Source organism: Balneola sp. EhC07 (genome assembly GCF_001650905.1).
GTDB lineage: Bacteria > Bacteroidota > Rhodothermia > Balneolales > Balneolaceae > Balneola.
Genome location: NZ_LXYG01000016.1, coordinates 252,004 through 277,963, shown reverse-complemented (window position 1 = coordinate 277,963; position 25,960 = coordinate 252,004). Strand labels below are relative to the sequence as shown.

General features: G+C 37.7%; 23 protein-coding genes and 1 tRNA gene. 18 read left to right on the top strand and 6 right to left on the bottom strand.

The features are described 5' to 3' along the window. Positions 1-19 precede the first annotated feature (19 nt). Complete coding sequence (locus A8B79_RS08775; RefSeq protein ID WP_066221112.1) at positions 20-1,501, top strand: phytoene desaturase; 1,482 nt, start codon at positions 20-22, stop codon at positions 1,499-1,501. Between the two features lie 372 nt (positions 1,502-1,873). Here the strand turns inward: A8B79_RS08775 and A8B79_RS16385 are convergent, their stop codons facing one another. Continuing rightward, positions 1,874-2,140: a T9SS type A sorting domain-containing protein gene (locus tag A8B79_RS16385; protein ID WP_066221109.1), complete on the bottom strand. Its 267-nt coding sequence runs from the start codon at positions 2,138-2,140 to the stop codon at positions 1,874-1,876. 119 nt (positions 2,141-2,259) lie between these two features. Between A8B79_RS16385 and A8B79_RS08765 the strand changes: the two genes are divergently transcribed. The 7 genes from A8B79_RS08765 (at position 2,260) to A8B79_RS08740 (ending at position 9,733) form a co-directional block, all read left to right on the top strand. Continuing rightward, the gene (locus A8B79_RS08765) at positions 2,260-3,273 is read left to right on the top strand and encodes a hypothetical protein (protein WP_066221105.1); all 1,014 of its coding nucleotides are present in this window, start codon (positions 2,260-2,262) and stop codon (positions 3,271-3,273) included. Between the two features lie 645 nt (positions 3,274-3,918). Further along, a complete protein-coding gene (locus A8B79_RS08760) occupies positions 3,919-4,278 on the top strand; it encodes a hypothetical protein (protein WP_066221104.1) in 360 nt (119 codons plus the stop codon). Between the two features lie 50 nt (positions 4,279-4,328). After that, a complete protein-coding gene (locus A8B79_RS08755; RefSeq protein WP_066221102.1) occupies positions 4,329-5,444 on the top strand; it encodes an FAD-binding domain-containing protein in 1,116 nt (371 codons plus the stop codon). Next, entirely contained in the window at positions 5,434-5,586 is a 153-nt protein-coding gene (locus A8B79_RS16380) for a DUF2256 domain-containing protein (RefSeq protein WP_076782564.1), read from the top strand. The genes A8B79_RS08755 and A8B79_RS16380 overlap by 11 nt, the downstream gene beginning before the upstream one ends. Positions 5,587-5,700: 114 nt before the next feature. Beyond that, entirely contained in the window at positions 5,701-7,179 is a 1,479-nt protein-coding gene (locus tag A8B79_RS08750; protein ID WP_066221100.1) for a cryptochrome/photolyase family protein, read from the top strand. A gap of 142 nt (positions 7,180-7,321) precedes the next feature. Continuing rightward, the gene (pruA, locus tag A8B79_RS08745) at positions 7,322-8,953 is read left to right on the top strand and encodes an L-glutamate gamma-semialdehyde dehydrogenase (RefSeq protein WP_066221098.1); all 1,632 of its coding nucleotides are present in this window, start codon (positions 7,322-7,324) and stop codon (positions 8,951-8,953) included. Positions 8,954-9,097: 144 nt separating this feature from the next. Continuing rightward, the gene (locus A8B79_RS08740) at positions 9,098-9,733 is read left to right on the top strand and encodes a hypothetical protein (protein ID WP_201118539.1); all 636 of its coding nucleotides are present in this window, start codon (positions 9,098-9,100) and stop codon (positions 9,731-9,733) included. A 398-nt stretch (positions 9,734-10,131) separates the two neighbouring features. On the opposite strand, the gene A8B79_RS08735 is transcribed toward A8B79_RS08740, so the two are convergent. Together A8B79_RS08735 and A8B79_RS08730 are read right to left on the bottom strand one after the other, a co-directional pair. After that, on the bottom strand, positions 10,132-12,306 hold the full coding sequence (locus A8B79_RS08735; RefSeq protein ID WP_066221090.1) for an acylase: 2,175 nt from the start codon (positions 12,304-12,306) through the stop codon (positions 10,132-10,134). Positions 12,307-12,461: 155 nt separating this feature from the next. Next, a complete protein-coding gene (locus A8B79_RS08730) occupies positions 12,462-13,358 on the bottom strand; it encodes a dimethylarginine dimethylaminohydrolase family protein (RefSeq protein WP_066221087.1) in 897 nt (298 codons plus the stop codon). A 138-nt stretch (positions 13,359-13,496) separates the two neighbouring features. On the opposite strand from A8B79_RS08730, the gene A8B79_RS08725 reads away from it, so the two are divergent. From A8B79_RS08725 to A8B79_RS08700, 6 genes are all read left to right on the top strand, one after another. Beyond that, positions 13,497-14,690: a D-alanine--D-alanine ligase family protein gene (locus A8B79_RS08725; protein WP_066221084.1), complete on the top strand. Its 1,194-nt coding sequence runs from the start codon at positions 13,497-13,499 to the stop codon at positions 14,688-14,690. A gap of 3 nt (positions 14,691-14,693) precedes the next feature. Next, positions 14,694-16,118 (top strand): ABC transporter substrate-binding protein, encoded by a 1,425-nt coding sequence (locus A8B79_RS08720; RefSeq protein WP_066221081.1) that lies wholly within the window; start codon positions 14,694-14,696, stop codon positions 16,116-16,118. Beyond that, on the top strand, positions 16,105-17,004 hold the full coding sequence (locus A8B79_RS08715; protein ID WP_235603636.1) for an NAD(+)/NADH kinase: 900 nt from the start codon (positions 16,105-16,107) through the stop codon (positions 17,002-17,004). Before A8B79_RS08720 ends, A8B79_RS08715 begins: the two co-directional genes overlap by 14 nt. Then, a complete protein-coding gene (locus A8B79_RS08710) occupies positions 17,001-17,360 on the top strand; it encodes a hypothetical protein (protein ID WP_066221077.1) in 360 nt (119 codons plus the stop codon). The genes A8B79_RS08715 and A8B79_RS08710 overlap by 4 nt, the downstream gene beginning before the upstream one ends. Positions 17,361-17,473: 113 nt before the next feature. After that, positions 17,474-18,430: a malate dehydrogenase gene (gene mdh, locus A8B79_RS08705; RefSeq protein ID WP_066221074.1), complete on the top strand. Its 957-nt coding sequence runs from the start codon at positions 17,474-17,476 to the stop codon at positions 18,428-18,430. A 127-nt stretch (positions 18,431-18,557) separates the two neighbouring features. After that, positions 18,558-19,127 (top strand): hypothetical protein, encoded by a 570-nt coding sequence (locus A8B79_RS08700; RefSeq protein WP_153038402.1) that lies wholly within the window; start codon positions 18,558-18,560, stop codon positions 19,125-19,127. 144 nt (positions 19,128-19,271) lie between these two features. On the opposite strand, the gene msrA is transcribed toward A8B79_RS08700, so the two are convergent. Further along, positions 19,272-19,895, bottom strand: coding sequence for a peptide-methionine (S)-S-oxide reductase MsrA (msrA, locus tag A8B79_RS08695; RefSeq protein ID WP_076782561.1), 624 nt, complete (start codon positions 19,893-19,895; stop codon positions 19,272-19,274). Positions 19,896-20,055: 160 nt separating this feature from the next. Here msrA and A8B79_RS08690 point away from each other — a divergent pair, with 160 nt between their 5' ends. The 4 genes from A8B79_RS08690 to A8B79_RS08675 all read left to right on the top strand — a co-directional run bounded on the left by A8B79_RS08690 (position 20,056) and on the right by A8B79_RS08675 (position 25,105). Continuing rightward, a complete protein-coding gene (locus tag A8B79_RS08690) occupies positions 20,056-22,104 on the top strand; it encodes a glycoside hydrolase family 97 protein (RefSeq protein WP_201118535.1) in 2,049 nt (682 codons plus the stop codon). 74 nt (positions 22,105-22,178) lie between these two features. Beyond that, positions 22,179-22,514 carry a YciI family protein gene (locus A8B79_RS08685; RefSeq protein WP_066221065.1) on the top strand — a complete coding sequence of 112 codons (336 nt, stop codon included), beginning with the start codon at positions 22,179-22,181 and terminating at the stop codon, positions 22,512-22,514. Beyond that, positions 22,515-23,795, top strand: coding sequence for an RNA polymerase sigma factor (locus A8B79_RS08680; protein ID WP_066221062.1), 1,281 nt, complete (start codon positions 22,515-22,517; stop codon positions 23,793-23,795). It abuts the gene before it with no gap. A gap of 59 nt (positions 23,796-23,854) precedes the next feature. Next, on the top strand, positions 23,855-25,105 hold the full coding sequence (locus A8B79_RS08675) for a hypothetical protein (RefSeq protein ID WP_066221059.1): 1,251 nt from the start codon (positions 23,855-23,857) through the stop codon (positions 25,103-25,105). A 46-nt stretch (positions 25,106-25,151) separates the two neighbouring features. Here the strand turns inward: A8B79_RS08675 and A8B79_RS08670 are convergent, their stop codons facing one another. Together A8B79_RS08670 and A8B79_RS08665 are read right to left on the bottom strand one after the other, a co-directional pair. Beyond that, positions 25,152-25,487 carry a hypothetical protein gene (locus A8B79_RS08670; protein ID WP_066221057.1) on the bottom strand — a complete coding sequence of 112 codons (336 nt, stop codon included), beginning with the start codon at positions 25,485-25,487 and terminating at the stop codon, positions 25,152-25,154. A 119-nt stretch (positions 25,488-25,606) separates the two neighbouring features. Next, positions 25,607-25,690, bottom strand: a tRNA-Leu gene (locus tag A8B79_RS08665). Positions 25,691-25,960 lie beyond the last annotated feature (270 nt).

The window sequence follows — 25,960 nt, the reverse complement described above, 5'->3', positions numbered from 1 at the left end:
AACCGAATAAAAATTCAGCATGAAAAAAAAGATCATTGTTATTGGAAGTGGTTTCGGAGGATTAGGAGCGGCTTCTCGTTTGCTATCTGCCGGACATGATGTTACCGTTTTAGAAAAGAGAGATAAACTTGGGGGACGTGCTTATGTTTATGAGAAAAACGGATTTAAATTTGATGGAGGTCCTACAGTAATTACTGCTCCATTTATGTTTGATGATATCTGGGAAGCTGCCGGTAAAAAAAGATCTGATTATGTAGAATTTGTTCCATGTGATCCTTTCTACAGAATATTCGACCATAATGGCGAAAAATTTGATTATAACAATGATCATGAATTTACGATCAAAGAAATTGAGAAAAGAAGTCCGGGTGATGTAGCCGGTTACGAAAAGTTCTTAAAAACTACTAAAGCCATTTTTCAAAAAGGATTTGTGGAGCTTGCAGATCAGCCTTTTTTGAAGTTTATGGATATGATGAAAGTTGCTCCTGATCTCATCAAGCTACAATCCTATAAAACCGTTTATAAATATGTTTCTAAGTTTATAAAAGATGATTTTTTACGTCAATGCTTTTCATTTCATCCATTATTAGTAGGAGGTAATCCTTTTGATACTACTTCCATTTATGCAATGATCCATTACTTGGAAAGAGAATGGGGCGTTCATTATGCAATGGGCGGCACCGGAGCGATCGTGAATGCATTTGAAAAATTGATTACCGAACAGGGAGGCAAATTCCATCTGCAAACAGAGGTAGATGAGATTCTGGTTAAGAACGGCAAAGCAAACGGAGTACGTTTAAAAGATGGTGAGATTCTTGAGGCAGACATTGTAGTTTCGAATGCTGATGTTGGATTCACTTATAAGAATATGATCGACTCCAAGCACAGAAAAAAATATACTGATAAAAAGGTCGATCGTACTAAGTACAGCATGTCTCTTTTTGTGATCTACTTTGGGACTAAAAAACGATATTTGGATTCTGGCTTAGCACATCACAACATCATTCTTGGTAAGCGCTACAAAGGTTTACTGGATGATATCTTCCATAAGAAACACGTAGCCGATGATTTCTCTTTGTATCTGCACATGCCAACAATAACAGATTCAAGTATTGCTCCTGAAGGACACGAAGGCTTTTATGTGCTCTCTCCTGTTCCTCATCTAGACAGTGGCACTGATTGGAATGAGTTTGCTCCTAAATATCGTGATGCTATTATGAATTTCTTGGAAGAGAATTACCTTCCCGATCTGCAAGAAAATTTAGTAGCTGAGCACTATATCGATCCGATCCATTTCAGAGATGTTTTAAACAGCCATAAAGGATCTGCATTTTCTGTGGAACCGATTTTGACTCAATCAGCATGGTTTCGTCCTCATAATAAATCAGAAGATGTGGATGATCTGTATTTCGTTGGAGCAGGAACTCACCCCGGTGCAGGACTTCCCGGCGTTCTTTCATCCAGTATTATCGCTCAGGATTTGATAAATAAGAGTAGCTAAGAATTCTTTAATTGTGAATTGTGTCTAAATTGATTCGACTTAAAAAGCTTCAAAAAAACGAATTTAAAGGATGGCATATCCATCATATGGATTGGAATCATAATAACAATGATGATTCCAATCTAATTTTAGTTCACCCTGAAGTTCACAAAATTATACTAACACAAGTGTACATGATGAATGGGAAGTAAGATTACTTAATAAAATTTTTTTACTCTCTAAAAAATATTCAATTGATGAAATAAGAGCTCTTTTAAAATCTGATCCTAAACTAGAAGAATTCAATTCGGATAACTTTCAAAGCTTACCGCATCCAAAGTATGATCAAGGTATTTTTGAACAATTAATTTTAGAACTCAAATAATTACTTAATCAACACCATTCTTTTACTAGTCGATAAATCTTGCGTTTGCAACTGATAAATGTATACCCACTTGCTAAATGACTCACATCAAAATTGACTGTATAAAAACCTGAAGTCTGTGTCTTGTTTACTAACTCAGAAACTTTTCTACCAATGATGTCATATACAAACAACTTGACGTCCTGAGTCTTCGAAATCTCATAAGAAATATTCGTAGATGGATTAGGATAGTCTTTTAAATAGTCAGCAACTTCATTAGCCTTTATCAAAAGCATAATACTTAATTATATCCTATTTGCCGTCCAAACAAAAAATACCATTTAAATGACTTTGACTTAAAAATAAGTTAAATTTACGCAATTACTTATAGTTATTTTAAACTAATTTATCAGGTATGAAGCGCTTCTTTATATTACTTTTTGCACTGACTATACCCACCTTATCTTTAGCTCAGTCGTACTCTTGTGATGACATATTGATACCTACTAAGGTTATTTCAGATAAAAGCTACCATTCAAAGCTAGTTATTTTAAATGAAATAGTAGAAGCTATTGATAATGATAAGACAATTGATGCTAGTGGTTTCTTTGAATCTATATCACCACAAGGATATTTCAGCGCCGATGCTTCTTATTATCAAAAAAAAGAATTTTCAAAAAGGGCTAGAAGTACTTTTAATCTTTCTGAAGCCAAAAGCTATAGAGATCAATACGCATTCATGGGGCTTACAGATGATCAATCTGAAAAGTGGCTAACTTGTGTTACTGGAGAACAGCAGTTTAGCGCGAAGTTTATAGTAACAGAAGAGGGCTCAAATGACTTCGATTTGGCTGTATTCTATAGAAATCAATTGACTAGTGATAAATTGATTATAAAAGTTAAGGAGCAAACCAATATTACTTTTATCAATGAAAGCATTGATGATAGTTTAAATAGGGGAATTCATCACTTTTCCTTTAAACGAAAAGTCAGCAATCGTCCAGCTAAACTAATCGTGAACTACACCTATGGAGAATATTCTGAAGATTATAAAATATATCTCCAACCTTTTAAAAACATCCCCAGGACCCCTGAAAATGAAATAACTCTAAGTTATATAATTAAGACTAATGTGAATTGCAATGAACCCTATGTTTTGGTTAGAAATAAATCTTTTGAAGTTCCAAAACAAAAAGATAAAGAGCTTCCATACCCCATTAGAACACTATCTCACGGTGGTCCCTTAGATTTCAAACTATATGTAAATGGTGAGGGTCATTTTAGAGGCTACGTTTTTTATCACCCAGATCAAGATACAGAGGATAATGGCTTTAGAAGCTCTATTTCCTCAACCGCTATTACTAAACACGGTAGTACATTTGTATTTGATATCTCAACTCAATCGAACAACATTAGAAAATGTAATTAACAGAAAATTATGATCCTATCGCAAGCCCGCTGGAGTTGTTTCTACGTCTCTGGCTAATCACAACAAACTATCGGAAAGAATAACCCTATTAGTATAGCCAATGTCTACATGTCCATTTTGTAAATGTATGCAACAACTTGTTTAAAAGACAAAAAATTACGACAATAATAACTGATATTAGAGAAAAATAGAATTCTGCCTTTTTTCTAATTTATCTTTCCGTTTTTTCTTTCTCTCTCAAACAGTTTGCTCAGTACTCATACCTTACTTTTAAAAAAACGAGGTTCTTTTTTTTGACATGCATAAATTTTTCCATTGCTTCATCATTAATAATAACAACTAATTGTTATTGCTATACACTTTTTTTGCAATGCGTAAGAGATAATCATTCGACTCTATTATTTGTACAAGTTTTGTATCATCTATTTCTCTTTAATTCTCTTTATTTCATATTAAGCCTGTATTAATGCCATTTTACGTAGCATTTTATAGAAAATAGAAAGTAGTAGAGAGCACATTTGTATTACTCTCGGAAATCCCATAGAAATTGTAGACGAAGTTTTAGCAGATTCATCTAAATTTGATGAATTATTTAACTGTTATTTCAGTGATGATGAAGTAGTCCGATTAAGGGTTTCAAATGCCATGAAAAGAGTTTGTAAGGAACAACCTGAATTGCTCATTCCATATCTGGATCGCTTTTTAAATGAAATCGCTGATATAGACCAAGCTTCAACTCAATGGACTTTAGCTCAGCTTTTCCTGTTGCTTGAAAGCGATTTGTCGGAATCACAAAAACGGAAAGCAAAAGAAATCATTAAGAATAATCTGGCTAATCACAACGACTGGATTGTTCTGAATACCTCAATGGAAACTCTTTTTCAATGGTCCAAAGAAGATGAGGATTTAAGAAAATGGCTTCTTCCTCATTTGGAAAAACTGAGTAAAGATAATAGAAAGTCAGTTTCGAAAAGAGCTTCCAAATTTCTTGATTTGATAAATTAAGCTTGTTTTATACACTGAAATTATTTCTCTCTTCCAGCTGTTAAATCAGTATGTTTACAACCAAGTACGAAGATATTTTAGAGCAAATTGATCAGGTTGATCCTGTCAGTTATGGCAATACACGAAATTTTATTGACGGCAATGTAAGTAAGTTATCGCCCTATATTTCACGAGGTGTTATTACCACCAAACAAGTAATGAAGCGAACTTTGGATCGTGGCTTCGATCCTGATGACATAAAAAAGTGGCTACAGGAATTAGCATGGCGAGATTACTGGCAGCTAATTTGGGTTGAGAAAGGTAATGAGATCAATTCCGATCTCAGAAGAATGCAGCCGGATGTTGACAACCATCAAATGCCAAAAGTGATTGTTGAAGCGAATACTGGGATCAGAGCTATTGATGATGCCATTCAAGAGTTCTACGAAACCGGATATCTCCACAATCATGTTCGAATGTATATCGCAGCAATTTGCTGTTCAATCGGAGGAAGTCACTGGAAAGTGCCTGCGCAATGGATGTACTATCATTTAAAAGATGGAGATTGGGCAAGCAACGCACTTAGCTGGCAGTGGGTGGCAGGATCAAACAGTAATAAAACCTACGTTGCTAATCAGAATAACATCAACAAATATTGCTATACCGATCAAAAAGACACTTTTTTGGATGTACCTTATGAAGCTTTCGATTCCATGAAGATTCCAGATATTCTAAGGGATCTGACCTCACCGAATCTAAAAACACCTCTTCCTGAATCAGATGAATTGAATATAAATTCTGATAAACCCACTTTGATCTATAATTTCTACAATATGGATCCCACTTGGAGAGAGGGCGAGGATGCAAATCGAATTCTATTGATCGAACCTTCCGTTTTTCAGAAATATCCGGTGTCGGAAGATTCAATTAAGTTCATGTTAGATCTGGGTGAGAATATCCCGAATCTTCAGACCTACGTTGGAGAATTTGATTACTTAAAGAACGAGTTTTCATTAAATGAAGAAGATATTTATTACAAAGAACATCCTTTGAATAATTACTCCGGAAATGAACACCCCAGAGACTGGATGTTTTCTGTAAAGGGATATTATCAGTCGTTTTTCAAGTTCTGGAATAAAGCTAAGAAAGAGCTCACGCGGCCAAAAGATCTGTTTGATGGCGCATAAAAAAGAACACCTCCCTGAAAAAATTTGTCCTGTTTGTGGACTTCCATTCACTTGGAGGAAGAAATGGGAGAAGGATTGGGATAATGTGAAGTACTGTAGTGAGCGGTGCAGGAGGAATAAAAAAATGAAAACTACTAAATAATGACCCTCCCCTCAATCCCCTCCAAGGAGGGGAAGCTATTTAAATTAGATCCATACTAATTTAAAAAGTCTTCCTCCACTTGGGGAGGAAACAAAGGAGAGGGTAAAATTTACTATGAAATCTGTAAACCTGATATTTCCGCATCAGCTTTTTGAAAAGAGCCCACTTTTGGACAATGGCTTTTCAATTTATTTGATAGAGGAAGAACTATTCTTCAAGCAGTATAAATTTCATAAACAGAAGATCGCTTTTCATCGGGCGACTATGAAGTTCTACGAATCTTGGTTAAAGGATCAGGATCGAGATGTTGAATATGTTGAAGCACAGGATGAAAAATGTGATGTCAGAAAACTGATTTCTTTTCTTGCGGAGGAAGGCATTGAAAAGATCTGCTTTTTAAATCCTACAGATAATTGGCTGGAGAAACGAATCACTGATTCTGTTAATAAAAATGATACCGAAATAGAAGAATATGAAAATCAGTTGTTCCTGAATACCCGAGATGATCTACAAGATTGGTTTGGCTCTAAAGAAAAGAAATTCTTTCAGACTTCATGGTATAAAGAAGAACGTAAAAAACGCGGGATTTTGATCGAAGGAGATGATAATCCTGTGGGTGGCGACTGGACTTACGATAAGGACAACCGAAAGAAATACCCAAAGAAGAAAACTCCGCCGAATGTAGAATTCCCTGAAGAAACCGACTTCTACAAAGAAGCTCGTGAATATGTAGAAGAACATTTTTCATATAATTACGGAGAATTGGTAGAGATTCAACTTTATCCCACCGATTTCAAAAGCTCAGAAAAGTGGTTGCAACAGTTTCTTGAGCAACGGTTTGATGAATTTGGTCCTTATGAAGATGCCGTTGTTTCTGACAAACGAATTCTGAATCACAGTGTGCTAACTCCTATGATGAATGTGGGTTTACTAACCCCACAATTTGTGATTGATGAAGCACTGAAATATGCGGAAAAACATGATGTAAGAATTAACTCCTTAGAAGGATTTGTTAGACAGATCATAGGTTGGCGTGAATTTATGCGAGGATTGTACGAGAAGAAAGGAACTCAGGAGCGAACCGAAAATTTCTGGGGATTTGATCGTAAAATACCTGACTCTTTCTACGATGGATCAACTGGAATTGAACCTGTTGATGATGCCATCAAAAAAGTACTTAAAACCGGATATAATCATCACATCGAACGACTGATGATCCTTGGTAATTTTATGTTGCTCTGTGAAATTCATCCCGATGAAGTGTACAAATGGTTTATGGAAATGTATATAGATGCTTACGACTGGGTGATGGTTCCAAATGTCTATGGAATGAGTCAATTTGCGGATGGAGGACTAATGGCAACTAAACCGTACATCAGCAGCAGTAATTACATTAAAAAAATGAGTGATTACGGAAAAGCAGATTGGAATGAAACTTGGGATGCGTTATTCTGGAGATTCATGCATATGCATCGTGATTTCTTTGAAGGAAATCCAAGATTGAATATGCTGCTAAGTAATTTGGACAAGATGGATGAAGAGACTTTACAGAGTCGCTTGGATACAGCGGAAGAGTTTTTGGAGAAGCTGTGAATGTAGCTGGATATTAGTTATTGGTTATTAGTACTTCTCCCAATAACTAATAACCTTTAACTAACCTTCCTTCATAATCCATCGGGAAAACCGTATATTTAACTCTCTAAAAATTTGAATTTCAAAACGGAAAGCAGAAACCATGGCAACAGGATTTTTTAACGTTCCACCGGCAATCAACGAACCTATCTTGAGCTACGCTCCGGGTTCTCCTGAAAAAGAAGAACTTCAGGCTGCACTTAAAGAAGCTCGATCAAAAGAAATTGACGTTCCAATGTATATCGGAAGTGAATTAGTTACTACCGATAACAAAAAGCCAATGTCTCCACCACATGACCACAAGCATATTTTAGGTCATTTTTCTGAAGGTGATGCTTCTCATGTTAAGCAGGCCATTGATGCCGCTATGGAAGCTAAAGCAGATTGGGCAAATATGGGTTGGGAACACAGAGCCAGCATTTTCCTGAAAGCTGCTGAATTGATCGCTGGTCCATATCGTGCAAAATTAAATGCCGCTACAATGTTAGGGCAATCTAAAAATGCATTTCAAGCTGAAATTGATTCTGCATGTGAGATCATCGATTTCTTAAGATTCAATGTTGAGTACATGACTCAAATTTATTCTCAGCAACCGGAATCATCAGATGGCGTTTGGAACAGATTGGAACAACGTCCGTTGGAAGGATTCGTATTTGCACTTACTCCATTCAATTTCACTGCAATTGCAGGTAACTTACCAACTTCTGCAGCGATGATGGGTAACACCATTGTTTGGAAGCCTGCTTTTACGCAGATCTATTCTGCAAATGTATTGATGGAAGTGTTCCGCGAAGCCGGTGTTCCTGATGGCGTGATCAATTTGATCTACGTGGACGGACCAACAACCGGAGATGTAATTTTCTCACACGAAGAATTTGGTGGAATTCACTTTACAGGAAGTACCGGAGTATTCCAGCATATTTGGAGAACTATTGGTGAGAACATCAAAAAATATAAGTCTTACCCAAGAATTGTAGGTGAAACCGGCGGAAAAGATTTCATCATGGTTCACAAATCATCCAGAGCAAAACAAGTCGCAACCGCAATTACCCGTGGTGCTTTTGAATTCCAGGGACAAAAATGTTCCGCGGCTTCCAGAGCATATATTCCTTCTAACCTTTGGGAAGATGTGAAGAATTATGTGATCGAAGATCTTAAGTCATTCAAAATGGGTGGCACGGAAGATTTCAGTAATTTCATAAATGCTGTTATTGATGAGAAGTCATTCGATAACATCGCCAGCTACATCGACAATGCAAAAGCAAGTGACGATGTGGAAGTGATCGCAGGTGGTAACTACGATAAGTCGAAAGGATATTTCGTAGAGCCGACTGTTCTGCTTTCTAAAGATCCAAAATACACCACAATGTGCGAAGAGATCTTTGGACCGGTTATTACCATTTATGTGTACGACGAAGACAAATTCGAAGAAACACTTGAGTTGGTGGATAACACTTCTCCTTATGCATTGACAGGCTCTATTTTCAGTCAGGACAGATACATGATCGAGCTTGCAACCAAGCGGTTGGAGCAATCTGCCGGAAACTTCTACATCAATGATAAGCCGACCGGCGCCGTTGTTGGTCAGCAGCCATTTGGTGGAGCAAGAGGCTCAGGAACTAACGACAAAGCGGGATCTATGATCAACTTGTTACGTTGGGTTTCTCCAAGAACGATCAAGGAAACTTTTGTAACCCCAACGGATTATAGATATCCGTTTTTGGGTGAAGAATAGTCGCTGACTTTAATCAGTGATTAATTGATTTGAAAGCCTCGCATTTTTTAATGTGGGGCTTTTTGATTTCAATGAATAATTTCTTTCACGATAAATAGTTAATGATATATGCATAACTATCTTATACTATTACTTACTCTATTCTTGATTGGTAGTATTGGGTCAGATTTCAAAAATAGAACTGCTCAAGTACCTGATGAAATAATCTATAACGGAAAGAAATTCGATCTCAATTCTACTCCTCTTGAAACCTTCTTTGAAAGGTATCCTGAGAAAAAACCAAAGACAGATATTATTTCATCTGCTAACTGGAGAGGCTATGTTGCTAAGTTTGAAATTTTAGAAAATGAATTTTATGTAACAGATATAGAAATCACAGTTAGTGACAAAGAACATGATTCATATCCTTACAAGCAAAAATCCGTTTTTAAAGAAGTTTTCCCTGAAGCATCAAAAGTTAAACTCGACTGGTACAACGGTATACTGATATTGCCATATGGTAAATTGCGAAATTACGTGCATATGGGGTTTGCATCAACTTATAGTAAATATTGGCTTCTCGAAATAAAAAATGGTGTTCTTACTGAAGCAAGAAACTATAATTACAAAAAATTTGCACAGTTCAAGAAAAGGCAATTTGATAAATTCAAAAAGACACAAGGATACAAAGATTTACGCGAATCAATAAAAAAAGATGATCCAAATTATGATGATAAATTCTTAGATGACTTTCTAAAAGATTTTGTTATTAATTATACAACTGAGTTTTTGGATGATTAGATAATGCATTCTCAAAAGATGGAGGATGTGTGAGGTTTAGAAATTAATAAACTTCACACTTCCCTCGGATTATCCAAAGAACTGTTTGGATAATCATCTCCCTTCGAAGGGAGATTTTTTTCTTTCAAAGTCATTCAGGGCTTAATCCCAAATCTGTAGTGAGCAGAAATGGGACAGCCTGTATTTGCGAACCCATCTCTGTCTCTTCCCTTCGCCAAGGGAAGAGGACTTGTTAACGAAATTATAGCTGAGTAAAAGAGTCTCTCTCCCTATTGATAGGGAGAGAAAAAGAGTGGGTCAGAAAAACTTGTTTGGAATCCTGTAAGATCCTTCGTTCCGAAACTTCGGAATCAGGATGACGAACTATTCAACATTGAATATTCCTTGTTGAATATTCTTTAGTTTTTTCTCTTCCCCGGTTTATACGTCTCTTCCGCTCTGGCTTCTACATCTTCTCTGTAATAGGCTACATCTTTGAAATTGGCATTGATATAAGGTTCTGCCTGATCAAAGAAGTGAGGCGAATCAGGATCTCCACTTTGTCCACCGGCGAGGATACTTTTCGCTTTTAAACTATCTCCAAATTCTACAACAGCCACAAAGCTGTTTCCTGAAGTTCCGTAGATCTTTTTGGTGTCGTAGGTTCGAGCCCCATAAGAAGCTAACGCTCCCCATCTGCCGGAGGCAAAACCGACGGGTAAACTAGGTTGATCATCATCAAAGTTAGGAGCAATATTTCCATTTAGTCTTTGGAATCGGTTTACTTCTCCCCACGCCGTGTTCCAGCTTCCGAAATCTTCATCAAGCTGATCTAAAGTGGCTTTCAGAATTTCCAATCGCTCTTTAAAAGGAGCTTTAGTTCCGTAATAAGAAAATCGCTCCATGAAGTTCAATCCATCAGGAGCCTCACCGTTTCTCATGTAATTGATCCCATAAAAATGAGCGATGGTCATGGCAACTGATTCTGCGTTTGTTTCAAAGTTCCAATTTCTTAGTACATCGATCGCTTCTTCAGGAACTCCGTATTTATTGTTAGAGCGATCATAAGCACGAACTACTCCGGGAATCAACTCTTCAAAAGCGGGAACTCTGGGTGAGTAAGCGAGATCAATCAATCCGTCTAATGTTAAATTCTCTGCTTCTGCTAAAAGATCCTGAGCATGTACACCTCTGAAGTTTTCAGGAATTCGAGACATGTAATTCGGATAATCTTCTTTCTTTGGACTGAATTCCGCTGCAGCTGTAAAAGGAGTCGAGTTCGCATTTTGGATCCAGCCATTACCTGGGTTCAGCAAAGTGATTGCTTCGTCTACCGGATGAAGTCCCTGCCAATCGGTTGCAGGATCGCTTCCATCTACAGGCTGGGTATAATCGAATTGAGTATCACGAATCGGTATAAAATTCCCGTGATAGTAAGCGATATTTCCTTCTGAATCAGCGAATACAGTGTTGTTTGATGAATTGGTTTTGATCTCCATCATCTCATTGAATTCTGCATGATTCGCTTTCTTTGTTCTGGTATAAGATTGTTCCAATGCTTTAACCGGTTCCCACATCATTGCCGTTGCTACCCATTGATCATCTATCATGTGTGTGATCGGTCCGTGGTGTGTTCGATACATCGGAAAAATTTTCTCCAGCATCTTGCCGTCTTCCTGATATTTCAAAGTGACTGAATCTGTCTCAACTTCTCTCCACTCTTCCCCATATTTGTACATGAGATTTCCATCACGCTCTTCGATAGTTTCTTTGAATTCATCGATCACATCTGTGTAAGTAGAAGTGTGCATCCAACCGGTATTCTCATTAAATCCCTGATAGATAAAAAACTGTCCCCAGGTTACTGCACCATATGCATTCAACCCTTCTTCACTAACCGCATGAACTTCTCCACGGAAATAAAAAGATGTATGAGGATTGATCAGCAACATGGCATTTCCGGATTCGGTAAGTTCACCCGAAATTGCAATCCCGTTTGATCCTTTTGGTTCTTCATACGGATCAACAACAGTTAAACCGTTTCCGAACTCGTTCAACGAAAGAGAAGCTTTGTCTTCGTAAAAGGCTTTAATTCTTCTGGTTGAAACGCGTTCAATATCTCCACCAATAGAACCTTCGCTGAAGTACATCGGCATCCACGGTTCAAATTTTTCTAACAGCATTGGTTCAACTTCAGGATGAGTAGCCAGATAATAATTCAATCCATCGGCCCAGGCGTCGCACAATTCTTTAAGCCAATCCGGAGCGTTGTTATAATTTTGAATAGCTTCTTCTTTGGTCATGAATAACCGAGCACGAAGATCGCTGTAAAGAGCATCCTCACCTTCTACTTCTGCAAGCCGGCCAATAGCCCACACGTAGTTTCTTTCAATTCGGGGAAAGTCATCTTCAGCCTGAGCATACATCAATCCAAAAACAGCATCTGCATCCGTCTTGCCATACACATGAGGAACTCCGAAATCGTCACGCATTATGGTGATGTTATCAGCTTGTTGTTTCAGACGATTTAGTTCAGGATCACATGCCCCAAAAAAAAACAAAAGTGCAAATACAGGAAGGAAAAGCTTTTTCATAGCAAAGTTTAGTTAGTTATTGCTGTGAAAGTAGGCAGAGCCGGTAAGAAAAGAAAAAAGAACACCGGGATTTAAAAGGATTTACAGAAAGAAACTAGAATTTCACTTTTCACTTTTCACTTTTCACTTTTCACTTTTCACTTTTCACTTAAAAGTTACCACAACATCATCTTCATACAGAATACACTGCCGCCGCTTTTCAGATATTCAGCAGTACTGAATTCATGCACATTAAAATCGTGATCTCTTAATTTCTGGTTTACATCCGTGCAACCTTGCTGAATAAACACATTTTTGCCGTCAGGAGATGTTGCGTTACAGGCAAAAAGTTCCTCTGCTTCATATTTAGATGCTTCAATAACATTGTCGAATAAAGCATGGATCAGATCCAGTCCATTTTTGGTAAATGCTTTCGGATAGATCAGCGCCGTTTTTTGATCCAGAATACATAAACAAGTATCTAAGTGATAGAATTTTTCGTTCAAAAGCTCTAATCTAATTACCGGCACATCATACATATCAGCTATCAAATCGTACACTTCTTGAGAGGAACGGAACCCGTACCCACCCCAGATCAAACCTGTTTTGTAGTGCCAAAGTGCATCGCCCATTCCCTCAAAATCTTCAAACTTATCTTCATCTAAATGAAATACCTGATAACTGCTGTCTTCATACATTTGCTGAATGTGCGGCACTTCCCCTTTGCGTTGGTCGGCATGCATCACGCTCATCAAAACTTTTTTATTCCCATTCTCATCTATATATGGAAGACTCTGATTTGCGCAAAAAACCATATCCGGCAATCCACGAACGCCTTCAAGTACATGGGTATCAAATCCTAATTCTTCGTAGCCGTTTTTCAGATGCTCCCACTCATCCATCGCAGCCATTTTATCAATTTGTCCCACATGACCTTGCATATGCGGATTAATTACATACTCAACGGCGAAATGGGTTGGTTTTACTAACAACACTTTTTTAGGAGCCGGCATCGGCTTCAGATCAGCTATTGTAAAATCCAGTTCATTTATGGTCGAAATTACTTTTTTCATGTATGTATTTTGAAGATTTGACAGGACATTGAAGATCATAAAAAACTTGTGTCGGAACAAATTTGAAAGAGTTTAATTGTTAATGAAAAGCACAAACAATTCCCTATTTTCCATCAATAAAAAAATTTCATTATCTCTATGTCTACTAAGAATTTGATAATTGCCTTCGGCGGCGTTTCTCCTGAACACGAAGTTTCTGTGCTTTCGGCAATACAAGCTATTTCCAGTATGGAAAACTCTCAGTATAACCTCGTTCCGTTGTATATAAGTAAGTCCGGAAAATGGTTTACAGGCAACCAGCTTTTAGAATTAGAAACTTACAAGGATCTGTCATTGCTGGAAGAAAATGCTCTTCAATGCGCTTTTGTTAAAGATGACATCGGAAGAACGCATCTTAAACAACAAAACTCTTCCGGATTATTTTCAAAGCCGAAATCTTATCCAGTTTATGCAGTAGTTTGCGCTTTTCATGGCAGTGGAGGAGAAAACGGTGCGTTTCAGGGAATTTGTGATTTCTTTAATGTGCCTTATACAGGAAGCGATGTTTTGGCTTCTTCTTTAGGGATGGATAAAGTAAAAGCCAAGCAAGTTTGTGTTGCCAATGATATACCGGTAACAGACAGTCTGGATTTCTATGAATCAAATTGGGAAACAGATCAGGAAACAATAATCAAAGAAGCTGAAATTCTTGGATATCCATTGATAGTTAAGCCATGCAGTTTAGGAAGCAGTATTGGTGTGGCTAAAGCTACTTCAAAAGATGAGTTGATCAACGCCGTTGAAATGGCTTTCCGATACGACGCTCACTTATTGATCGAAGAAGCTGTTCATCCGTTGATGGAAATAAATTGTTCGGTTTTAGGTACCGCGCAGGAATGCCGAGCCAGTGTTTGCGAAAAACCTTTGGGAACCACAGAAACACTTTCTTTTAAAGATAAATATCAAAGCGGAGAAGGTGCGGATAAAGGAATGGCTTCTGCAGATCGTGTTATTCCCGCTGACATCTCTTCTGAACTTACCGAAGAAATCAGAGAACTGGCGATCCGAACTTTTAAGACTTTCGGTGCAAGTGGGGTTGCACGGTTAGACTTTTTGGTAAATGCTGAAACTGAACAAGTTTATTTCAATGAGATCAATACTATTCCGGGTTCTTTCTCATTCTATTTATGGGATAAGTCTGATATCTCATTTAAACAGCTCATTGATGAATTGATAGAAATTGCTATCCAAAATCATCAGCAAAAAAATGGGCGTGTTCAGAGTTATGAGACTAACCTATTGAATGAAAAAGCAGTAAAAGGCATTAAAGGACTAAAAGGTATAAAAAACTAGTTTATGAGATTTAAAGCGATAAGCATACTATGTTTACTTTTTCTGATTATTTCTTGCGGGAAAAGCACTGAAATAACCATTGTTGATGATTCAAGTGGGATGTTTCCCTCTGATAAAACCAGCGATACTACAAAAAGAGCCGAGGTTCAGGATGATTTTACAAATCTGAAGATCGGAGAATTGAACAGCATTCAAACTTTAGACCCTCTTTTTGCAACTACAAGTAGTGAGTTCAGAATCAATGCTCTGATCTATGATGGCTTGACTCAAATTGATGCTAATGGAGATGTGAAACCGGCTATTGCTAAAAAATGGACCATAACCAGGGACTCTCTTAGATACACATTTACTCTGCGTGACAATTTGTACTATCACGATGATTCCAGATTTACAAGTGGTATTGGAAGACTAGTTACTCCGGAAGACATTGTTCTTAACTTTGAACGTATGGCGTCTATACTTGTACCCGATAATGCTGCAGACATGTTTAAGTCCGTTAAAGGATTTAATGCATACCATACAGAGCAAACTTTTATAAAAATCCCTGCTAACAGGACGATCAAATCCATTGAGGGAATTTATTCCTCTAACGACTCAACTCTGGTCATTCAGCTTGCAAAGAAAGATTCAGAATTACTTGAAAAACTAGCTCACCCATTGGCTTCCGTTTATCCAAAAGAAAGTATTCCCAACAATAACAATCCCATCACAGACCCTATCGGTACCGGCAGTTATTATCTGGCTCAGAAAAAAAACAACCTTTTAATTCTGGCGTCCAATGATGAATACTTTCAGGATCAAAAAGTTCCAACCAGATTAGATATTACACATGGAAAAACAGAATCTGATCTCTATCAGGATTTTACTAATGGCAATCTGGACGCTTTAGTTGAACTCGGTCCGAATACTATACAGGAAGTTACGGATACTACGGGATCCGGAGATTTGAAATTTGAGCCCTCTTTTTCTCTTTACAATCCACCTGTTAATAATGAGATCAACTTTTATTACAATCAGGCATCCGGAAATACATCACTATTCTCTTATTTAGTATCTCAGAACAATGATTTCCTTAGCTTTGAAAAAACGCTTGGCTCTGTCGAGATCAAAAATAAACGCCCTTTTTCGGACAGTCTGAGAAAGCAAACAGCTTATATTTCCTACACAGGCAATCCTGCTGAAGTGTTCCTGATTGATGCTATCGCAGAAAAATTATCGGGCACCGGCGCTACCATCGTACTAAATTCATCCTACGCAATCACCGATGATATTTCATTTTCCACTATCAGGTTCCCGGGTGCACAAAAAACTGTTAGTTGGAAGATGCCTGTTCTGGTTTTAACTCAACCAAACGTTTCAGGAATCACCATCTCCAAATATCCTTGGAATATCTCTTTTGATGGGGTAACTATTAATGAATCAAATTAATATGAAATTTGCCGTAGTTGCCAATCCCAATAAGTTTGAAGTAAAAAAGGTTCTTAAGGAAACAATTGATTGGGCGGGAGAGAATTCTGTTTCACTTTTGATCTCTGAAGAAACTTGTAAGCTAACCGGCTTCCATAACCCTGACGTAATTCAAAAAACCAATTCTGATAAGCAAGCCATTGATGAATGCGATCTAGTTATAGTAATTGGCGGGGATGGCACGATTTTATATACGGCCAGAATTTCATCTCATTCTTCCAAACCAATTTTAGGAGTAAATGGTGGGCGTTTGGGTTTTATGACCGACACCAAATTTGAAGATCTTAAAGAAGCACTTCAAAAAGTAAAAAGCGGAAACTACACCATTGACAAACGTCATTTTCTTAAAGCCGTAGATTCTACCGGAAATGAATACTTTGCTTTGAATGAATTTCTATTCGCCCGTAAAGATTCTACAGCCATGATCAATATAACGGCTGAATATGACGGCAGTTTGATCAATACGTATTGGGCGGATGGATTAATTGTTGCTTCATCCACCGGCTCAACTGCATATAATTTATCCTCAGGAGGACCGATCGTTGTTCCCGGATCTGGAGTTATGCTGGTTACACCTATCAATCCACACACGTTAACTACACGACCTCTGGTAGTTCGTTCTGACAAACCGCTGAAGATCCGAGTAGAAGAACAGGAAAGTGATGTTTCGTTTTCATACGATGGTGTGCATTATAAAGTGGATACGCTGCCGCTGGAAGTAGAGATCATAGCTTCTGATCTGGCCTTTAACTTAATAAGATTACCCGGTCAGGATTACTTTGAAACACTCCGGAATAAATTGATGTGGGGGAAAGACTCAAGACGAATTAGGAATGAAGAATTATGAATTTTGAATTCTTTAGATGGTTAAAATTAATTCTTTTTGGTTGCTCAGTAATAATAATGATGTCTTGGGCTGCATATGAAATTTTTACTTCTTGGATTTTAATTTCTAATTTTTGGTTCAAAATTAGTCTTCTTCTAATTTTATGCTTTGGCTTTACTTTGGTCCCCGCTATTTGCTATCCGATTGATTTTGATACCAATGAGGTTCCATCTTCTTTTTTTATATATGGACTGGTAGCATTTTGTATTTGCCTTTTGATTTTGTGGATAGGAAATGATGCGTGGATTTCGATAACTTGGCTTGTTGCAGGATTGTTATCTTCTGAGAATATTCTTGGGAAAGTTAGAAAAAGATGAATGCTGAATTATGATTTTTGAAATCGAATTAATTCAACATTCATCATTTATAATTCATAATTTTAGAGTCTGAAAGGGATTTTTATAAAACTTAATCACAAACAAACAATCTAATGAAAGTAACAGTTGTAGGAGCAGGTGGAAATGTTGGTTCGACCGTAGCATTAAGCGTTGCTCAAAGAGACTTCGCCAAAGAAGTGATCGCCGTTGATCTGGAACGCAAAGAAGACGATAAAACATTTTACCCCTCAAAGGGAAGAGCTTTAGATCAGTGGGAAGCATCACCGATTCACTTGTTCGATACAAGAGTTAAAGGAACTACTGATTATGCAGATACTGCAAATTCAGATGTTTGTGTGATTACAGCCGGTGTTCCGAGAAGACCGGGAATGAGTCGTGACGATCTTTTAGAGATCAACGCAAATATTGTTAGAAGCGTAACTGAGCAATTGGTAAAGCACTCTCCTGATACGATCATTATTGTGGTTTCTAATCCTTTAGATGTAATGGTGCAGGTTGCAAAAGATGCTTCAGGACTTCCGTACGAGAAAGTAATGGGAATGGCTGGAATCTTAGACACTGCTCGTTACCGTGCGTTCATCGCTGAAGAGCTGGACGTTTCTCCTAAAGACATTCAAGCATTGTTGATGGGTGGACATGGTGATACTATGGTTCCGCTTCCAAGATTTACTACACTTGCCGGAATGCCGATTACACACTTCATTTCTGATGAAAGACTGGAAGAAATTGTAAACCGTGCTAAAAAAGGTGGTGGAGAAATTGTTGGTTTGATGGGAACATCAGCTTGGTATGCTCCAGGTGCTGCTGCTGCTCAAATGGTGGAAGCAATACTTCTTGACCAAAACAGAATTTTCCCGGTTTGCGCTCATATTGATGGCCAGTACGGTGTTGATGATCTTTACATCGGCGTTCCCGTGAAATTAGGCAAAGGCGGAATCAAAGAAGTAATTGAGGTTGAATTAACCAAAGAAGAAACCGATCTTATGCATCAGTCGGCTGATGCTGTGCGTGGCACACTCAACGACTTTAAAAAACTAATGAATAAGTAAACTAACGAGGACTAAGGTCTTCACTACTTGCATTTATAATCCCTCTCAAGAATTTCTTGTGAGGGATTTTTTTATATGCTTACTTTAGGTAGACATCAATTAGTGTACGTTCAAGAACAACAATATTATGAAACTACTTCTGCCCTACTTTGCCTTTATATTATCTCTTACCCTTAGCATAAATTTGCATGCTCAGGAAATAATAAAACTCCCTCTCGATACACAGCCCCATGGAATAAATATAATCTCAGATTCTCAATACCAACAGATTAAGTACAATGGTTATACCATGGCTCAGCTAAACTCTATTGCAAACGACGAAGAGTTGTTATATGATATTTTTGGAAGCCCCACTTCAAAAAATGTTTCCAGTTTTGGAAGTATTAATTATAAATTCACTGGTCTTGATTTAGGCTATTATGCCCAGGTAGAGGATCCATATATCTCTGGTATTACAGCTACTTCTCGTTCTGCGCTAACCGTAAAAGTTTTAGGGGAATCAATTAGAGTGGAGGATTCTTTTGATTTGATGAAACAGAAATTTGGAAGTGATCTCAAAATAAAGCCTTCTACGCTTCGAGCGCCTGATTACATTTTGATATTTGATATGGAGGTAAATGAATGGGATGGAATGCTCATTTATTTTGATGCATCTACCAACCAGGTAAAAGAAATTACCTATTATATAAATCCTTAAGAGTACTAATCAAACAAACGTGGACTAAGGTCTTCACTACTTGCATTTATAAAGCCCTTCGAATTTCGGAGGGCTTTTTTTATTGGTAATAAAAAAGCCCGTTTCTTTTCAGAAACGAGCTTTAAAATCAAATACTACCTTTCATTATGAAGAAGTCTTCTTCAGTAAATGCTTAAACTCTTTTTTGAATTTCTTGATCTTCGGAGCAATTACATAAGAACAGTATCCTGCATTAGGATTATTCTTGAAGTAATTCTGGTGGTAATTTTCAGCCACATAATAGTTTTTGAGAGACTCAATGGTTGTCACAATCGGATCATCCCATAAACCGGATTTATCCGTTTTCTTTAATGAAGCCTCAGCAACTTTTTTCTGTTCTTCATTATGAAAAAAGATCACCGAACGGTAGTGCTCGCCAACATCATTTCCTTGCCTGTTTAAAGTAGTTGGATCATGCGAGTGCCAGTGAATTTCCAATAATTGTTCGTAAGAAATTACCGAAGGATCGTAGTGAACTCTGGCCACTTCCACATGACCGGTATTTCCTCTTACTACTTGCTTGTATGAAGGGTCTTCAGCATGTCCCCCGGAATAACCGGATTCTACATATTCCACACCTTCTACAAGCTCATATACAGCTTCCACACACCAGAAACATCCGGCACCAAAAGTCGCTTTCTCGAGTTTCTTTTCCATTTTCTTGTCTTGTGCAAAAGCTAAAGATGTAAGGCTCAAAAACAGCCCTGTAAATATTAATTTCTTAAACATAGTGTTTCTCATGTTCATTCTTGTTTTCTATAAGTAACAGATTTAGCCGTAGAGTTATATCACAAATGGTTAACATATATAACCGCTAATTCCATTTCATTTTCTAAGTAATAACTTCATTTAGTACCTTCCATTTTATCACTCACATATATAATACGAAATGTCTACCCTTTTCAGATTTGTATCGATCTTTTTATTAATTGGTTTTACATCCTGCCTGAACACCAAAATTGACAGAATGGCGAAAAAAGCTACTTCTCCTGTTCAATTACTGGATTCTCCATCAGGCCAACTTCAACTGATATTTGAGCTAAAGAGCGGTGTTCCTACTTACCGATTAAATAAAGGTCCCGAGTTTGTAATTCTTTCTTCTGATCTGGGTGTGGTATTGGAGGATGAAGATCTTAGCAAAAATTTCGAAATAATCGGTTATGGAAAACGGGATTCTTCCAGCACATGGACACAACCCTGGGGTGAGGTAAAAGAAATAGTAGACAATCATCAGGAATTAGCTGTTTATCTGAAACATGATTCCGGTAAAAGGATGAATGTCATTTTCAGATTGTATGATACCGGTCTTGGAATTCGCTATGAATGGCCGGATCAGGAAGCTATGAATGAATTTGTGATCATGGAAGAAAAGACAGAATTCGTATTAGCTGATGATCATGATTCCTGGTGGCTGCAAGCATACATCCCGAACAGATACGAGCATTTAAACATTGCTTCAAAAGCATCAGAAATTGATACCGCAGCAACTCCGCTAACTATGAAAACAGATAACGGATTATATCTGAGTTTTCATGAAGCTGCTTTAACGGATTATTCTTCGATGTCGCTGATCAACCGTGGAGAAAACAAACTACAGGCTACGCTTTTTCCCTGGATGGATGGAACCGGACATAAAGTTCGGGCGAAAACTCCTTTTGTGTCTCCATGGAGAACCATCAAAGTAAATGAAGATCTGGATGGTTTAGTGAACAATTACATTGAACTGAATCTGAATGAGCCTTCTAAAATTGAAGATACCTCGTGGATCGAGCCCGGGAAATACGTCGGCATTTGGTGGGATATGCATCTGAACCGAAAGACCTGGCACTCCGGCGACAAGCACGGAGCCACTACTGAATACACTAAAGAATGGATCGACTTCGCTGCAAAACACGGCTTCAACGGAGTGTTGGTTGAAGGCTGGAACGAAACATGGGACGGCGACTGGACAAAAAATGCCGATCAATTCAGTTTTACTGAATCTTATCCGGACTATGACCTTGAAGAAGTGGTTGATTATGCTCAATCCAAAGGCACCAATATTATCATGCATAATGAAACTTCAACCGGAATCGAAAACTACGAATCTCAGATTGATGATGCTTTTGATTATTACCAGCAATTGGGAATCAACACCATAAAATCAGGCTATGTGGGTGATATGATAGCAAACGGGCAATGGCATCATGGACAGTATATGGTTCGTCATTACCGTAAAGTAGTTGAAAAAGCTGCTGAGCACGGAATTATGCTGGATGTTCACGAGCCGATCAAAGACACAGGAATTCGTCGAACATGGCCAAACATGATGACCAGAGAAGGAGCCCGTGGACAAGAATACAATGCATGGAGTGGAGACGGAGGAAATCCACCCAATTATGTACCAACCATTTTGTTTACCCGAATGCTTTCCGGTCCGTTCGACTATACACCCGGAGTTCTCGATCTTTTATTGAAAGATAATGAAGAAGGTCGACCAAAGAACAGAGTTCACTCTACTCTGGCGGGTGAACTGGCTGTTTATGTAGTCATTTACAGTCCGCTTCATATGGCTGCTGACTTGATCCATAATTATGAAAATTATCCTATCCCATTTCAGTTTATAAAAGATGTCCCTACCGATTGGGAATACACAAAAGTGCTTGCTGGTGAAATTGGGAAACATGTTACTGTTGTAAGAAAAGACCGAAATTCTGATGATTGGTATCTGGGCGCTGTAACAGATGAAAATGCACGGGAATATGTTGTGGATCTGAGTTTTCTGGATGATGGAAAAGAATATGAGGCCATTATTTATTCTGATGGTCCGGCCGCAGACTATGAAGTTAGACCTCTGTTATTGATCAAATATGGACAGATCGTAAACTCGGTTTCTACCTTAAAAATAAATATGGCTCGAGGTGGAGGCATGGCCGTTCGATTTAAAGCAAGGAATTGATTCTGAATTATGTCCCCGTTTTCAATTCTGATTTGTTATCAGAGTGAACATCAACTTTAAAAAATTGAAAGAACATGAATAAATACATGCTATTATTATTTGACCGGGAAGAGGCTTTTAATGAAATGTCGCCCGAAGACATGCAGAAAGAAATTGGACAACATATGAGTTGGATAGAGAATCTTGGAGATCATTATGATTCCGGCGAGCCGTTGCTTCCCGATGCTAAAACTATAACAGGGAAAAATAAAGTAGTAACTGATGGACCATTTATAGAATCGAAAGAGCTGCTAGGCGGCTTCTACATTATTAATGCAAATAGCTTGGAAGAAGCAACTGAACTAGCTAAAGGATGTCCGACTTTGGGATTGGGCGGTAGTGTTGAAGTTCGGGAAGTAATGAAAATGTAGGTGAATACCAAACTCACATATTCTGATTCAAAAAACATTGAACATCTTTTTCGACAGCAGTCGGGAAAGATGTTTTCTATTCTGATTCGCTTGTTTGGCTTTGATAATTCCAGCTTAATCGAAGACATTATTCAGGAAACCTTTCTGGCTGCCATGAAAACCTGGAGCATAAAAGGCGTTCCCGAACAACCTGAAGCCTGGCTGATGCAGGTTTCCAAGAATAAACTCATCAACGAGCTTAAAAAACGAAGTAACCGAACCCGTCTGAATGAACAATTTGCAGGCGAGAAACTGGAAGAAAAAGTTGATGAACTTTTTTTGGATAAAGAGATCAAAGACAGTCAACTGCGAGCCCTTTTTGCATGCTGTAATCCTTTTTTGAATAAGAAAGAACAGATCATGCTGACCCTTAAGATCTTATCAGGCTTCAATAATTCCGAAATTGCAAACGCACTGCTAAGTAGCTCAGAAGCTGTCAAGAAAGCAATATACCGAGCAAAAAAATCTCTTCAGGAACAGGATGTTGACCTGAACGCTCCTTTTATTCACGAAATAAAGGAACGAATTGACACCGTTCATACCATCATTTATCTGATCTTTAATGAAGGTTATAAACAGACCTCAGGTAATTCGGTGATCAATGAGGATCTGTGTTTCGAAGCCTCCCGTCTTGCAGTTCTGGTTTCAAGTATCGATGGTGATCACCAACCTCAGAGTTATGCATTACTGGCACTTATTTACTTTTCCATGGCACGATTCCCGGCCAGAGTAAATACAAATGGAGAGATGATAGAACTGGAAACTCAGGATCGTTCTTTGTGGGATAGAGAAATGATCCATGCCGCCACCTCATTCCTTGCCAAATCACGAAATACAAAAAGCATCTCAGCTTTTCATCTTGAAGCTACTATTTCTTCCATCCACTGTATGGCAAAAAGTTTTGAAGCTACAGATTGGGAAAGCATAACTATGTGTTATCAAAAATTGACAACTATCGATGATAATCCGGTTGCCCAAATAAATTATGCAATTGCGTTAAGTAAATGGAAAGGCTCAGAAAGTGGTCTCAAAAAGCTGGAAAAGATAGAAGAAAACATCTCAAAGCCCATCAAACATTTATATTATGCCGCAAAAGGAGCCATGCTTTTTGATGATAAACAATATGGAATTGCTAAGTCCTATTATCAGGTCGCTTATGATCTTTCAAAACATGACATGGATAAGAAATTTTTGTCAAAGAAAATCCAATTGTGTGATAGAGAAGGATTGAATATGAATTAACTATTTTCATTTCCGCTTTTCATTTGGTTATTATTCTGCATAATCATCTCAATTACATTATGCGATTTTCAATCTTTTTATCCGTTCTGATTTTGTTCTCTCCTTTCTTACAGGCTCAGTCAACTGCGGGAGAATTTTATCAAGCAGCAAACAAAGCATATGAAGAAAATAATTTCTCTGCATTTCTTTCACATTTGGAAAAAGCCAATGAATTAAGACCTAATCACAGAACTATTCTTTACAATCTTGCTTTAGCCTATACTTTAAATGATCAACATTACAAAGCGATTGAAATTCTGAAATATCGCTCTTCTTTTTATGCATTAAATGATTTTGACCAAGATGAAAAATTAGCTCCACTAAAGTCATTGCCGCAATATCAGCAACTTCTTTCTCAGATTGATGAACAGAATAAACCGATTCTCAACAGCTCTCTTCATTTTGAATTTGAGAAAAAAGGTTTTCATCCGGAAGGCATAGCGATTCATCCTGAATCTGGTAATTTTCTGGTTTCTGATGTCCGGTGCGGACTTATTTCTTCATTCAAGAGAGACGGATCGGAGCACAAACCCATCCTGGATTTAAAAAAATTTGGATACTGGGGTGCAATGGGAATGGCCTTTGATAAGCAGGATCCCAACATGCTTTGGGTTAGTACTTCAGCTCTTCCTAACTACTGTGAATATTCTGATTCTCTGGATGGGAAATCTGCAGTACTTAAAATTGATTTAAAGAAAAAACAGCTAATCCGATCTTATTCTGTGGAAGGTCATCATGCATTTGGTGACTTGGTAACTACTGAAACCGGCACGGTATATATTTCTGATTCCTCTGAGCCGATCGTATACAAAATTACAAAGCAGGCTGATAAACCCGAAGAATTCTTAAAGCCTGAGGGATTATTTAATCTTCAGGGATTGGCATTGGGAGAAGAAAACACGCTTTACATTTCTGATTATATAACCGGAGTGTATTCTGTAGACCTCTCCTCAAAAAAGACAACTCCAGTAATTTCAGGAAATCAATTAACACGCGGAACTGATGGGCTTTACTTTTCTAACGGTCAGCTGTATTTGATGCAGAATGGCACCAGACCTTTTCAGGTTGCCAAAGTTAATATCAGCAATTCATCTATGGAAATTGTAGACAGAGCTGTTCCGGAATTAAACGAACCGACACTTGGCGTCATCAAAAGCGGAATCCTTTATTTCATAGCAAATAGTCCGTGGGCATTTTATGATGAAGAGAATAACCCGAAATTAGATGAATGGCGGCTGCTTCAGATTAGAAAGCTTACCATTAACAATTAAGAACCTTTTTGATACAGCTATAATTTGCTGATCCTTTGTAGAAAAATTAAAAAATTGAAGTTTCTATTTTCAAATTACCTGATGTTGCTTTATGAGGTTCAAAATTAACAATAAATGGCACCTCGCCATAATAGTCCCCTCTAGTTCTAAAGTTTACTTCTCCAGACAAATAATTTGGGAACCCATCATAAATTCGGACAATCGAAGTATCATTCACAGTACCAGTAATAGAGACACTATATGTGGTATAAGACCCAAAAGCTTTTGGCTTAAGAATTATTTTTTGAACTTTAGAAAAATTTTCAATTTTACATTCATACTTAGCTTCGTTGCAAGTAAAAAAAACACATGAAATTAAAGCAATAAAATAAATAGGCTTCATTAATTAGCGATTGGTTGGAATTAAAGTTGATGAATAATTTATTCTAAAAAACAAATAACCCCAATTACATAGTTAAACAAAAAAAGCCTGCTTCAAAATTGAAACAGGCTTTCTTAAAGTGCTCACGAGAAGAGTCGAACTTCCACGACCGTTAAGTCACACGCCCCTCAAGCGTGCGCGTCTACCAATTCCGCCACGTGAGCTAAGTAGGGTGTCAAAGATACTATTACATTCATAAAAAAGCATTAGATAATTAGCGTCATGGTGTTATAGTGTTAGGGTATTTCTTTAGAAATTTTCACCCTAACACCATCACACCTTAAGTATACTTCAACATCTTTATACTTCTTAAACAAAAAAGCCCGCCTTGAAAAAATCAAAGCAGGCTTTAACGCTCCATGCTATTTTGCGAACAGCACTTCAGGCGTAGGCGAATCTCTTAATGTAAACTTAAGACGATTCAGTTGCTCCTG

What these genes read in the sequence shown, in the direction of transcription:
- A8B79_RS08690 (WP_201118535.1), top strand. Translation starts at nt 20,056, where the DNA reads ATGTCTACCCTTTTCAGATTTGTATCGATCTTTTTATTAATTGGTTTT.
- A8B79_RS08735 (WP_066221090.1), bottom strand. Translation starts at nt 12,306, where the DNA reads ATGAAAAAGCTTTTCCTTCCTGTATTTGCACTTTTGTTTTTTTTTGGG.
- A8B79_RS16380 (WP_076782564.1), top strand. Translation starts at nt 5,434, where the DNA reads ATGGCGCATAAAAAAGAACACCTCCCTGAAAAAATTTGTCCTGTTTGT.
- msrA (WP_076782561.1), bottom strand. Translation starts at nt 19,895, where the DNA reads ATGTTTAAGAAATTAATATTTACAGGGCTGTTTTTGAGCCTTACATCT.
- A8B79_RS08670 (WP_066221057.1), bottom strand. Translation starts at nt 25,487, where the DNA reads ATGAAGCCTATTTATTTTATTGCTTTAATTTCATGTGTTTTTTTTACT.
- A8B79_RS08710 (WP_066221077.1), top strand. Translation starts at nt 17,001, where the DNA reads ATGAATTTTGAATTCTTTAGATGGTTAAAATTAATTCTTTTTGGTTGC.
- A8B79_RS08720 (WP_066221081.1), top strand. Translation starts at nt 14,694, where the DNA reads ATGAGATTTAAAGCGATAAGCATACTATGTTTACTTTTTCTGATTATT.
- A8B79_RS08755 (WP_066221102.1), top strand. Translation starts at nt 4,329, where the DNA reads ATGTTTACAACCAAGTACGAAGATATTTTAGAGCAAATTGATCAGGTT.
- A8B79_RS08685 (WP_066221065.1), top strand. Translation starts at nt 22,179, where the DNA reads ATGAATAAATACATGCTATTATTATTTGACCGGGAAGAGGCTTTTAAT.
- pruA (WP_066221098.1), top strand. Translation starts at nt 7,322, where the DNA reads ATGGCAACAGGATTTTTTAACGTTCCACCGGCAATCAACGAACCTATC.
- A8B79_RS08775 (WP_066221112.1), top strand. Translation starts at nt 20, where the DNA reads ATGAAAAAAAAGATCATTGTTATTGGAAGTGGTTTCGGAGGATTAGGA.
- A8B79_RS08730 (WP_066221087.1), bottom strand. Translation starts at nt 13,358, where the DNA reads ATGAAAAAAGTAATTTCGACCATAAATGAACTGGATTTTACAATAGCT.
- mdh (WP_066221074.1), top strand. Translation starts at nt 17,474, where the DNA reads ATGAAAGTAACAGTTGTAGGAGCAGGTGGAAATGTTGGTTCGACCGTA.
- A8B79_RS16385 (WP_066221109.1), bottom strand. Translation starts at nt 2,140, where the DNA reads ATGCTTTTGATAAAGGCTAATGAAGTTGCTGACTATTTAAAAGACTAT.
- A8B79_RS08675 (WP_066221059.1), top strand. Translation starts at nt 23,855, where the DNA reads ATGCGATTTTCAATCTTTTTATCCGTTCTGATTTTGTTCTCTCCTTTC.
- A8B79_RS08700 (WP_153038402.1), top strand. Translation starts at nt 18,558, where the DNA reads ATGAAACTACTTCTGCCCTACTTTGCCTTTATATTATCTCTTACCCTT.
- A8B79_RS08760 (WP_066221104.1), top strand. Translation starts at nt 3,919, where the DNA reads ATGAAAAGAGTTTGTAAGGAACAACCTGAATTGCTCATTCCATATCTG.
- A8B79_RS08765 (WP_066221105.1), top strand. Translation starts at nt 2,260, where the DNA reads ATGAAGCGCTTCTTTATATTACTTTTTGCACTGACTATACCCACCTTA.
- A8B79_RS08750 (WP_066221100.1), top strand. Translation starts at nt 5,701, where the DNA reads ATGAAATCTGTAAACCTGATATTTCCGCATCAGCTTTTTGAAAAGAGC.
- A8B79_RS08715 (WP_235603636.1), top strand. Translation starts at nt 16,105, where the DNA reads ATGAATCAAATTAATATGAAATTTGCCGTAGTTGCCAATCCCAATAAG.
- A8B79_RS08725 (WP_066221084.1), top strand. Translation starts at nt 13,497, where the DNA reads ATGTCTACTAAGAATTTGATAATTGCCTTCGGCGGCGTTTCTCCTGAA.